The sequence below is a fragment of the Segatella copri genome (genome assembly GCF_019249655.2).
GTDB lineage: Bacteria > Bacteroidota > Bacteroidia > Bacteroidales > Bacteroidaceae > Prevotella.
Map to the genome: position 1 here is coordinate 773,992 of NZ_CP137557.1, position 12,587 is coordinate 786,578.

Sequence of the window (12,587 nt, forward strand, 5' to 3'; positions counted from 1 at the left end):
TCACGCAGGTTGCCGCCTTCTTCATTTCTAACTAACTATCTATCAACTATTCAAAAAATGTATCAATATATTGGGTATATCCAGGGCTGATGCCCTGGATGTAGTTTGTTGTTTTAATCTTGTTGCTTACTTCAATCTGATGATGTTCAGAGAGCTAGCTGGAATCTCTACTGTGGCACCATTCTTTTCTGTAGTTACGTAATTTTCTACAGGATAGATGTTGGTAGGATTATCGATGGTGTTCTCCTCTAAGCCGTTTTTGGCAGAAAGGCGAATGAGCTTGCCATCCTTAATCTCCTTGCCCTGAAGATTGATCTTCGCTGTGGTGTGCTCGGTGCTGGTGTTGGCAATCTTCAGGATTACCTCGCCAGTCTTCTCATCGAGGGTGGCTGTAGAGAAGATACCAGGAAGGGTGTTCGCCTTCAACTTGGTGGCGAATACCTCCTTGCCATCCAACTTGGCATAGATGCTGTCGCCTACCACCTTCAGCTCGATATCATACCACTTGCCGGTTTCAATCTTGCCTGGACAGGTAGCAATCTGGCTCTTGGCACCATTCACGATCGACTCCACGCCGTGCTGGGTGTTGTTCCAGCCACCAAGGTTCAACCAGCAGTAGTTGTTCTTATCCACGTAGTTGAAGATGATGAGGAAACCTTCGTTTCCGGCATCTTTCTTCGCGCGTACCTTATATATATAACCGTTGCTGGTAATCTCGCCCGGATTCAGACGGATGCAGCTTTCCTCGTTGCTGGTCTGCTTGATGAGGCTGCCGTCTGCCTTCCACTGTCCACGGATATCGGTAGGCAACTCCTGCATCGTCATTGGCAGTGCCTTGCCGTTCTCATCGCTGTAGCCCTTGTCCTCGAAAGAAACCTGGGTGCCCCATGTTCCCATACCCACACGGCAGATGGCTGGCTTCACCTGGGTCTGCTCATACTTGTATGGATTCTCCTGGTTCACCTTCAATACACGGGTACCGATGTTGTTCGCCATCACGTTCTGAACGTAGTAAGATGGAGTTCCGAATACCTTATCAGATGTATATTGAATCATGTCCGGTGCCCACATACGGTTGTTGAGGTTGGCGAAGATAGGAGCGTAGGATGCCATGGTCACGATGTCGGAGTTGTTCTCGATGCCCATCATATAGACAGCCTCACCGAGTGCTGCATCGAGCGAACCCATATTGCCGAAGCCCTGGGTTACGGCATATTCGCCTACATAAATCTCGCTGCCCTTGCGGTCGTAGTTATCATACTTGTTGAAGTTCTCGGCAAACCAGGCTGGGTTTCTGTAGTAGTGCTCATCGAGCAGTTCCACGCTCTCCTGGCTTTCCCACTTAGGGTTGTCATCGCCCCAGGCTACCACGTTGCCGATGAGGTGCATCTTAGGATATTTCGCCAATACGGCATCCTTGAACTTCTTGAAGCGCTCGTAGTAATGGTCGCTCTGCTGGCGAGGGTCTGGCTGGTTGTTCTCATTACCAATCTCCAGATATTCGATGTTGTATGGTTCCGGATGACCATTCTTGGCACGCAGGGCACCATATTTAGAGGTAACAGGACCGTTGGCATACTCCAGGGCATTCATGCACTCGTCAATCCAAGGCTGGATGCTATCTACCGGAGTCATGCCGCCGTGCCACAAACCTACGTTTACTACATAGAGAGGCTTGGCGTTCAAATCCTCAGCCAACTGCAGATACTCATCGAATCCCATACCGTCGCTGGTGCGGTAACGCCAGTTCACGTTCTTATGTCCCGGACGCTCTTCGATAGGACCGATGGTCTTCTCCCAGTGGAATGCATTCTCAGGAGACTCCTGTCCCTCTACGTAGCAACCGCCTGGGAAGCGGACGAACTTAGGATGGATGTTATAGAGAAGCTGAGCCAAATCAGGGCGCAAGCCGTTCTCGCGATTCTTGAAAGTAGGAGGGAAGAGGCTTACCACATCCAGAACGATGGTACCCTTTCCGTTGGCTACGAGTTCAAACTGTGCCTTTGCATCGTTGGCATTGGCTGTGAGTTCTGCTGTATATTTAGTCCACTTCTTGCCAACCTTGGCATTAAGTGCAGTTTCTGCATACACCTTGTCGCCCTTGGCGTTGGTGAGTCGAGCCTTCAATCCGCCTTTGTAGCTACCCTTTGCCCAGAAAGAGAGCTTATAGGTTCTGCCCTGAACGGCGTTGATGCCCCAGAAACCCTCGTTGATGAGAGAGGCTGTGGCAGCAGGCTTTGTCGCAATGGTAAGCTGGAGAGCCTTGCCCTGTGCATTGTTGAGCAGACCCTTGTTGATGAGTTGTGTCTGGATCTTTGCACCTTCCTGAGCCGCAGTCTTCCAGGTAGGGATGTTCTTGTCATCATCCTCAAAGGAGCGGTTGCTGATGAGTTCGGCATAGAGACCGCCATCGGCAGCATGGTTGATATCCTCGAAGAAGATACCATATAAATTAGGTGAAACCTTGACGCCTGGATTTGAGGCATCTACATGGATGGTTACTTGGGCGTTGGCAGCCAGCGTTGTGGCGAGCACAGTCGAAAGCAAAAACTGTCTTTTCTTATTCATTGTCATTAATTGTTTATTTTCAGGTTTGTTTTTATTTTGTTGCTTGTTATTTGCTGGTAGTATGAAGCTGCAGCTTTTGGAAGTTACTTCCTGCTGCGATTCATACACAGCTGCAAAAGTACACAAAATATACAGAAAAGAGGTGGACAAAACGGAGAATATAGTGTAAAAGGTGGATTTTCTGCTGAAAATCCACCTTTTTATCTCTCTGCAGGTTGATTAGTACGCTAGTATCATAATTCGCTTTCGTTTATTCCAGAATCAGGCGTATTGGCATCGCCTTGTAGCGGCCATTGTTATTGCCGTTGCTACCACTCACGAATCTCATATTGGATAATCCTATCCTCTTGTTGTAAACATCAAAGTATCTATACCAGAAACCATATTCAGGACTATCGGCACTGAAGCCCTGCGTACCTGACAGCAAAGTCTTGGTCCAGAGATTCACATGGATAGGGTTCTTATGGCTCTCGCCCTCCAAGAATCCACCCATAGGCAGATAGATGTATGGCAACTCGGAATCCACCGTCTTGATACGCACGCAGTTGTAGGTTTCTCCTAACGATGTGGACTGTGGTACCACCTCCAGATTGCCTGCATTAACTAATTCTTCGAACACGGCATCAGTTGGAATGGTATAGCCTGTTGGTGCCAAGGTGCTGGAGAGATCCTGAGTGGCATCGCTGGTGCTCTTTTTTTCAGAGATACAGAAATAGCCACCAATGGCTTTGTTGTTCTTTTCCAGTGCCACCACATCTGGGGCATAGTAACCATTGTTGGATGCACCTAGGTTGCGGTCTAACATATAATAAGTAGTGGTGGTTTCATCGGCCTTCTTTCCCTGTACCTTTACCACACCATAATAGAACCAGCCCTTCACCTTCTTCGTGTTATCCCCGTTTTCTGTCAGCTGATAATCAGTATATATCTTGGAAGACTCATCTATCTTATGGAAGATACCAGTATGATAAACAGGATAGGTGATCTTGATGCCAGCCTTGTTGATGATGGTAAATGAAGACTTCCACAAATCCTTGCTTGCCGTAGTATTGGTAAGGCTTACCTTCCATTTACCATTATCTTCTTCCACATTGATTTTATTATCCTTTTTAATAATAATATCTTTATCTAGTTTAGGGATAAGATACGTGATATTTGCTGTTCCCACGCAGAAATGCAAACCATCATTTCTCACAGCCCCTTGCATTTCTTCAGGAGTGATGCCTTGCACATCCTCGTCCAACCATTTGAAATAGTTGGGAGCTACGGGGGAGTTATTATACTGCATGGTAACGGTTCTATCAGGATCTTCTTTTCTGAAATCGAAGCCCGTCTGCTTGATGGTTATATCAAGAGAAAGGTCGCCAGAAGTAACGGTGATGGTTCCTGTACGTGGATTCTCTGATTGGTTATTCTTTTTAAGCGTAAGCTTCAAGGTATATTTCTTGCCTTTAGAAGATCTGCTTGTCTCTGATATATCATTCTCGGTCTCTTGCTGCCAAGCGGTTATCCAAGCATTATTTTCCTTGACACCATATAGCTTACCATCACTACTCGTTGCCTTTGGCAAGGTAGTAACAATGGTTACGGTAGCCTCTGTTGTGTTTGCATTTATCTCCTGATAATCGCTCACTCCCAGTTCATAGTCTTTGCAAGCTATCATTTGGGTGATTTCAGGGTTATCGTCCCGCACCTCTACTTCCAGTCTATTCTCTGGCTGACTCTTCTTAGCCTCATCAATCGTAGAGAAGCCATAGTCGTTTACCTTGGTTACCTTGATGGTATAATGGTGGTTGCGGAGCAAGGCATATTGGGCCTTTTTGTCATTCTTGTAGAGTGCCACCTTATAATATCCTTCTCTATAATCTTCTTCTTCACTTTTCTTATATTTCGCCTTGATGATCACCATTGCCTTGCCTGCAGAAGTTTCATTTACTGCCACGGTGGTTGCGGTACCGCCGCCCAATGGGTTGGCTTCCTCACTGAGATCAGTAGATTCTGCCAAGTCATCGGTCGTAGGCTCAATATATTTGGCAGGAGCTATGGCTGCCTTGTTTGCCATGTTATAGACGTACAAGCCTGCATTGGTGAAATTACTCTGGATGCTATTGTCTATCTCCAAACTAATCTTGGCGCATTGGCGCAACATCGTCACAGAAGGATTAGCTTCCAAAAGTTTATCTATTGAAATTTCACCCCAGCAAATAGGGGCATCAAGCTGAGGGTCTCTCTCCTTAGCAGCAGTGAGAGACTGCAAGTCTTGTGCCTCGCTCTCCGTCATGTCGCTGGCATTGGCTACAAGATGTACATTCTTGGTACCAGCAGGTACATTGGTTATCTTTACCTTGTAGCTGCCATCAGACTGCTGTGATAAGGTAGAATTGCAATCTGCCTTGCCTAAGTATTCGTTATTATCTCCATAGAACACAGCGCAGAGCGATTTGACTGTCTCCGAGGTCCCCGCTCTTGTACCAATCTGTTGCTTGGTGAAGTTGGTCAATTGAAGGGTCAAGACAAGTCCCTCGGCAGGGATTTCATCCCCGCCGAGTCCGATAGCCTCCATCGTATCCTTGCAGGAAACAAGGCTGAGGAGCAATCCTATCCATATCATTAAATGTTTGATCTTCTTCATTGCTTAAACTGATTTATAACAGTGTTCAAATCTGATACTAATCTTATTTATTTCACATCAGAATGGCTTGCCAGCGTGCCAAGAGGAGCCATCGTAATAACCTGTGTCACTATGCTTCTCATAGCTGTTGCCATTGAAAAGCAGGACGCCTTGTTCATCATTATCGGCTTTTTTGATTCTGATGTCCTTCTCGTGGTTTCCCTTAACAGCCTTGAGGGTAATCACAGTCTTATACCAACCATTATTCAAATTCTCGCATGACCAACTTTTACCCGCTGTATCATAGATGGTAAAAGACTCGCGCTCTTTATTATTGTCATCACCATTTTTGCCATTGGCGACACCATATACATTGAACCATCCGTAAGTCTGGAATTTGGTGTAAATGGTAAACTTGATGTTCTCAATAGTTGGCATGACATCATATATGTTCCAAATAGGATCTGATGTTGGAACATAGACAATCCAACCCTCTCGATCCTCATAGTCGAAGAGAGGAATACCTGGTTCCAAGTGGTGAGGGCAACGATGAAGCGTATAACCTACGTTCGTATTGTGATTGTTACTGAACATAATCAATGTTTCACCAGGCTTGATGGGTTTTGTTCCCGTAGCTCCAAAATCTGTATTTTCCGCCTTGACATCCTTCTTGAAGTCCTTGTAATACCACCCCACATTCGTATTATCCGGATTCATTTTATCACCAGGCCAGTTTCCTGTAAATTTCCAAACAGGAGAGTTGACTTCATTTCCAGTAGTCTCACCAATCTGGGTATAGACATAGACATAATGATTGTCTGGTTGAGATGTGTAAATTCGGTTCTTATCCCATGCAGATTCAAACCATCCATCTGCCCAGTTGGTATTTCCATTAAAAGTCTCTTCCTTTTTTTCTTCAAGTGTACCCTCATAATTATCAGTTCCATTACCTCCTTTATAATGTGCGCGGTCGTTGATGGCACGGAAGTTGATACGATAGTTACCTACGGCAGGCTTTACCGTTACCTTGATTTTCTTGACAAAGTCGAAGCCTTCTGCAGGTTCCTTTGGCTGCACAGTGAGGTAATGTACAGTCGTGGTAATAGGGTCACTGGTTGCCACAATCTTGAAGGTTCCTTCTGGAGTATAAGGATTGTCACAAGATGCCTGAATGGTTGACTTGCCTACGGTGGAGGTTACGTTATTGGTGAAAACCAAACCGCCGAGGTTGGTCTTAAACTGTACTATCTTGGTGTTGTTGTCGCTACCCCAATAGATGGTTACTTCCTGTGGATTTACCTCAAAATAAGGAGAGGCATCATAGGCTACATCGAGATACTTCCTGATGTTACCTGCCTTAATCCAAACCTTTGCCGTACCCTTGTAGTTGCCTTTATAGTCGGAGAACTGAATGTCCTTGTTGATGTTGAATGTGATTCTATGATTCTTCATTGCATCTAGCTTGCTCAACACAATCACATCTTTCTCACCACTGGATGTTGTTACCTTTTCATCGCAACCGAAATTAGCCTCTGTCAGCATTACGTTCGACTTATAGTCGATGGAGTCTGCCGTGGTAGATGTTACGCTCGCCTTCGTCTTGCTTACCCACAAAGTAGTATGGTTGAAGTCGGCATCTATCGTTACAGGAGTCCAGTCCTTTACGCTCACATTACAGTCGAGGGTCGCGTTTCCCAGACTCTTGATGTTGCCGATAATCTCGTAGTAGGTGCCACGAGGGAAGGTTGGAAGCTCTGTAGTAGAACTTTCATTCTGCTTGTGACCTAATGGAATGATATACTTGTTGTCGATATTTCCATTGATGCTTCCTCCAATAGCCAGTCGTGACTGCTGGGAAGCATTGGCGATGTATCTCTCCGGCAAATAGTAAGTACCCTGGAAAAGCCATTTGGCTGCGGCGTTTGTTGGATTGGCAGAGCCTGTTACTCCTTTTTTAAGGGTGATTACATCTTGGTCGTTTATATTTGCGTTATCATCATTTCGTGTCCACGCATCACCTTGATAGTAAAGGCCATTGCTGTTGCTGGTAGAGTTAACCTCATATTCCTTGCTATCAAAGCCTTTTGCATAGTCATCAGAAACCTGAGACTGGCTGAATTTTCCGTCCCAGCAGAGAGAAGTGCTTGGAGATAACTGCTGCGCAAGAATGTTCTTGATTGAAAAACTTTTGCCGCTGAATACAGTTGCTTCAGCAGGATCGAAAATGAGATTCAACTTTACCTTGACACAGGTGAACTTCAGATTTGCGATAACAGTTGCTGATTTATCTGTTGCCTTGATTTCTGTTTCTTCAGTTTTGCCGTTGATATCCTTTGGCTCGTATATCATCGGGATATTCGTGCAAACAGGCATACCTGGCTTTGTTCCGAAACCATAATTCAGTATTTCCTTTTTGAGATCATCTTCTTTCTCAATAGTCTGATTGCTCAATACATCACTCATATTGGCAACTACATAAATATGATAAGTTCCTGGCTCGATGGTGAGCTGGTAATTGGCAATGTTCTCATCCAGCATCATGCTTGCCAATGGCGCAGGAAGATTCTCTGCTACCAGCTTTCCGTGATTATTTACAGGAAAGGCGTAGAGGCGAAGATCATTGATCTGGCATTCATCTACTGTGGCATTATAGGTAGGTACATCAGAGGAACTGCCGCTGAAAGCCTTGCCGTTCGCACTGAGCACGGTTGGTACCAGCACGTGCAGGTTGCTTGACGAGTTGGGGGTATATCCGTTACCCTCCAACTCGTCATTACAACTAACTGCAAATAAACTAGTCAACAACCAAACTATGAAACCTATATAGATATGAAATCTTCTCATGATAACTTTACCTTTTACTTTTTCCATCTCGATGCTTCCATCTCGATGAATGATTTACGATTATAAGTCGACACGCTGTATGCGCTTGCTCCAGTCGAGGATGGAGATGCCGAGTTGCATATACTGCCACTGGTCGCCTTTGAGGAAGAAGTCGAGCTTGTAGTCGTATTCTCTATCCAGGAACTCCTGTGCCGAATAGTTCATGTTCTCGAAGGCTCCTCTGCCTTGGGCGAGACAATCGGCTAGGTTGATGCGGACCACCTCTTCGCCCGTCTTCTTATTCCAGATGCTCAGTATCGCATTCTTGTCATTCTCGGTTACGGGATGAAGTACGACTCTACTGAACATCAGGGCTGCGATGGCTGTTCGTTCTGTTACTTTGCCATCTTGATCCTTGAATTCGGTGGTCCATGTCTTGTATGGAGTGTATCTTAACTCCTCGTCGGGGAGGAGGGAATTGTCGTAGTTGATGTAGCCGTTGGCATCGGTTATCTGATAACTGAAGTCGTCGGCATTGATGTTGGTAGGCTCGTTGAGCTGGTGCAGTCGGACGGTGAGCTGCTTGGTATCTCTGACGAGGCTGATGGTATGTTTTGTTACCTGTAAGTCTTTTACTTCTACGAGATGGTCGCTGAGTCCCTGCCAGAGTGTGTCGAGTGGGAGAGATTGATTCTCTACGACAGCTGGATTATCCTCCGGGTCGTTGCCGTCAGGGCTTTGGGCATTCTGGCGATTCGGACTGGTGCGGTCGAGCCTTACATTCAAATCCTTGATGTCGCTGCCTACCTGGGGAATGGCGATTTGGAATTTGGCTCCATTATGCGTACGGGTTTCTTCGTATTTCTTCTGGAAGGCGAAGGTGGCGAAGCGATATTTGCCCGGTTCCAGATTCAGGCGCATGGTATAGTTATGGTCTTTCAGCGGCTGCGATGTCGCACTGTTGTAGGCATCTTGGCGAGTGATGAATTTACCCTGCTGATCATATACGAACACGCTAACTCCGCCTACATGATCATTGAACATGTCGGCACGTTGCACGTTGTAGTCGTACTTGAACTGCAGGTCAACTCCCATATCGCAAGAAGGGAGGTCGTCGTGCATCAAGTCGTTGCAGCTGCTGAGCATGCTGCCGAGAGCGACGATGCTGCTGAATGCTGCCGTGCGGCTGATAGCTGCCAAGCTGTCGAATCCCCATTCCATGCGTATATTCTTGATCCAACTATGTAACTTATTGTTTGCCATGATGCTTTTTGGTTATTATCAATATAATGTTTCAGAATATCAGGTTGTGTTTCTAGCTTCCACTATGGTGAAGCAGAAAACACAACTCGTATGTTTTAACGAAGGCGGGAGCCTAAGCTCCGCCTTTCGTAGTTATTACGCTATTACAAATCTATCTTCTGTGAACGCTTAGCCCACTTGAGGATCTTAACCTCTACGTTGATGTACTGATCGTTAACGTCGTCGGGATCTGTAGGATTAACCTTAGGAACGTCAGGATAACCAGGACCACTAACGCTATGTACAGAAAGCTCATACCAGTTGTTACGGAGAACACCGTAGCGACCAAGCCAGTTGGCATTGTTACTGTTGTATGTATCATTACCGGCTTCCCACTTAGTAAGGTCATCGCCGAAGTGCTTTACACGTGCTATGTAGTAAGAAACACCACTCGCGAAAGTAGACAAACCAACAGCTGCTTCTGTTGGAGTTGCAGCCTTAAAGCCGAGCTTTTCATTGAGCTGATTAACCTCAGCAGGTTTAAGAGCATCTCCTCCAACATGAGTAACATTAGCAGCGGCAACAAAATGAACTCCTGGCTTTGTCAAGTCATTTTCAGTAGCATCAAGCGTTACAGTTACCTTTGAAGCTTCAGCCTCTTTAAGAACCTCCATAGCCTTAGCCTGAATCTGAGCCTTTACCTTATCAGCATTCCACAACTGAGAGCTGTTACCCATCTTGTAGAAAGTCTCTCCATCTGTAAAACCATCAGGTGTGTACTTAGCAGAGAACAAAACTCGTGTTGTCTGACCCTGCACCATGTGATCAATGTCGAAAGTATTCTCAAGGCAGTACTGAGGCTTCTTGGCTTCCTCACCAGTCTTAAACGCTTTTGATAGGTCTGTTTGGTTTGCTACCAGGTTAAACTCGCCTTCGCAAGCGGCAACATTAGCTAAATCTTTCTTGTAGTTAGGATCTACTCCCCAATATACGCGTGGGAACTCTCCACGCTTGTCATGGAAACGATCCATTGTTGCACCATTTTTAGCAGCAGGAGTAACAGTTTCCTTCCAAATATCTGGCCACAAATCATCAGAAGCAGTTACATGTACAGGGAATGTCTTGGTGTTGGTAACGTCAAGAGTCCAACCAGTAATGTCAACCTTGTCACCATTATAGTTGCCACTTGTAATATCAACGTGCTTTTTTTCAGAACCATCTTCAAGAGAAACCTTAGCAAGACCACGCTCTACATATACTGTAGTAGCCTCTGAATTCTCAGCTTGCTGCTTAGAAGCACAAATATTCTTAATCGCTACAAGAGTTGTAGGAGTTTCATTGGCAACATACATAGGAGCATTAGCCATAAAGAAACCATTGTCATACTCCGAGTATTTGTCAGTTGCGTTAGCAGCTATTTTGCTCCACTCAGCAAATGATTGGTTTTTAGTAGGAAAATTGATTTTTGCAGCTGTTGTTGTATGGTTATTAAGAACAATAAGAGCATAATAATCATTTGCGCCAACTTTAGCATTATTAAGTTTGGCAGTCAACTTGGCTGTTGTGGTAATACCAGTTGCGTCGCTTGATGTCCAAGGCTCCATATTACCAAGTTCTACAGCTTCCTTGTATTCATAGGCACCAGTAGTAGCATTTTTCTGGAAGAGAAGAAGAGTTGCATCCTTAACAGCATACTCATTCTTGTCACCATTCTCAAATGATGGTGAACCTGATGGTGTATCATCTGCACGTGTTCCACTTGTTGTAGGCAAGTTGATAGAGAAAGATGCATAGCTTGCACCTGATACATTCTCACTTGAACCATTACCACCATTTACTAAGTCGTTGTTGCTAGAGCAACTAGCAGTCATAGCAGCCAAAACTGCCAATCCAAAGAAATGTTTAATTCTCATAATTGATGTGATTTTATTGTTAGTTATTACTTTTATTGTTCCGCCTTCATTTCCTCGTAGATCTTTCTGATACGCTCAGCCTCCTTCGAGTTTCCTGCCTTGGCAAGATGTTTCTCGGCAGTTACGAGGTCGCCTTTCTGCAAATCTGTGCAGGCGGCATTGAGATTGGCTGTCTCATCATCCGGGAAGAGACGGACGGCAATATCAAATACCTCGTTGAACTCTGGAGAACCAGGCTCATAGGTCTGTGCCACCAGATACATCTCCTGTAATGACAACTGCTGAGGCTTGGTCTTCAGGATTACCTTTGCCTCCTCAATGTCGAAAGGACGAACGGTATAGGTTACCGTATAGTCGCTGTGGCGCAAACGAGGATAAATCTCACTCATGATGTAGCGATAGCTAGCCGGATAAAGCTTCTTGATTTTCTGGTCCTTTGCATCGGGTGCCAAGGATGAGTTGGCAACGGCAAGGATGGCAGACTTATCGGCTAAGTTGCTGGCTCCCACCTTCTTCTTGAATCCTTCCCAGTCTTCCGGGGTGGCGTGATAGGTGAAGAGCTTTTTATCGATAGTGTAGAGATTGCATACATAATTGCGCAGGGCAGCCGCACGGTTGTTGGCGAGTCGCACATTGTTGTCGTAAGGACCATCCGGCGACGCATAGCCATGAATATCGATATTGGTGATGCTCACATCCTTGTCGTTCTTTACGAGGTCGATGGTGGATGTAATCTTTCTCAGCTCTGTGGCATTCTCACGGAAGTCGGCGAGGATATCGCTCTTGTTGAGCTTGAAGCTCAGGTAAGCTTCACCCTTTTCGGCTCTCACCTTGATGGCTTCAGCCTTTGGCTTCACGTAATGGTCGCGACCAATCTTGGGTATTGGGTTGATGACCGCCATCTGGGTGGTATCCTGATCCATCAGGTTGCCGCATCCGCAGAGGTCTTCCGTCATGGAGAGGTTGAAAGCCTTCATCCACTTCCTGTAGGGAAGGGTCTGCGAGAAGAGCACCTGCTGTTCGGTATCATTCCTGCGTCTCACTACCACTGCCTGGCTGTTTTTCAGTTTGCTGCTTTTGCGCAGGTATCTGATGTTCTGGTTTTTGCCATTGATGATAATGGGATTCAGGGCGATGGTATCTTCTCCGGCAATAAGCGGAGTGAAAACCAGCTGTTGCTCTGATTTGAGCTGCAGACTATCGAGATGGAGTCGGAAAGCAACCTTCAGACTGTCGCTCTTCTTCTGTGTCAAGACGCTGTCTATCAGAATCTTGCCTCCAGCCAACCGTAGCTGCGAATCATCTATCTTCTGGGCTTGGACAGTCAATGCGCTCTGTGCAAACAGAATGCAAAGGGGCGAAATGACCGCATAAAGCTTCATTTTCTTCATATTCTTCATCTTGTAAAAGAGGGTTTGATTTTGTTTTTC

6 protein-coding genes are annotated in these 12,587 nt (G+C 45.7%); all 6 read right to left on the reverse strand.

Annotated elements, in window-relative coordinates:
* Positions 1-126: 126 nt before the first annotated feature.
* The 6 genes from KUA49_RS02970 to KUA49_RS02995 all read right to left on the reverse strand — a co-directional run bounded on the left by KUA49_RS02970 (position 127) and on the right by KUA49_RS02995 (position 12,548).
* Positions 127-2,568, reverse strand: coding sequence for an alpha-L-arabinofuranosidase C-terminal domain-containing protein (locus KUA49_RS02970; RefSeq protein ID WP_218411879.1), 2,442 nt, complete (start codon positions 2,566-2,568; stop codon positions 127-129).
* A 250-nt stretch (positions 2,569-2,818) separates the two neighbouring features.
* On the reverse strand, positions 2,819-5,200 hold the full coding sequence (locus tag KUA49_RS02975) for a BACON domain-containing protein (protein WP_218411878.1): 2,382 nt from the start codon (positions 5,198-5,200) through the stop codon (positions 2,819-2,821).
* A gap of 57 nt (positions 5,201-5,257) precedes the next feature.
* Positions 5,258-8,023, reverse strand: a complete 2,766-nt coding sequence (locus KUA49_RS02980; protein ID WP_218411877.1) for a hypothetical protein — start codon at positions 8,021-8,023, stop codon at positions 5,258-5,260.
* A gap of 60 nt (positions 8,024-8,083) precedes the next feature.
* Positions 8,084-9,265 carry a FimB/Mfa2 family fimbrial subunit gene (locus KUA49_RS02985; RefSeq protein ID WP_218411876.1) on the reverse strand — a complete coding sequence of 394 codons (1,182 nt, stop codon included), beginning with the start codon at positions 9,263-9,265 and terminating at the stop codon, positions 8,084-8,086.
* Positions 9,266-9,408: 143 nt separating this feature from the next.
* Positions 9,409-11,157, reverse strand: a complete 1,749-nt coding sequence (locus tag KUA49_RS02990; RefSeq protein WP_218411875.1) for an Mfa1 family fimbria major subunit — start codon at positions 11,155-11,157, stop codon at positions 9,409-9,411.
* Between the two features lie 32 nt (positions 11,158-11,189).
* Positions 11,190-12,548: a DUF3868 domain-containing protein gene (locus KUA49_RS02995; RefSeq protein WP_218411874.1), complete on the reverse strand. Its 1,359-nt coding sequence runs from the start codon at positions 12,546-12,548 to the stop codon at positions 11,190-11,192.
* Positions 12,549-12,587: the final 39 nt, after the last annotated feature.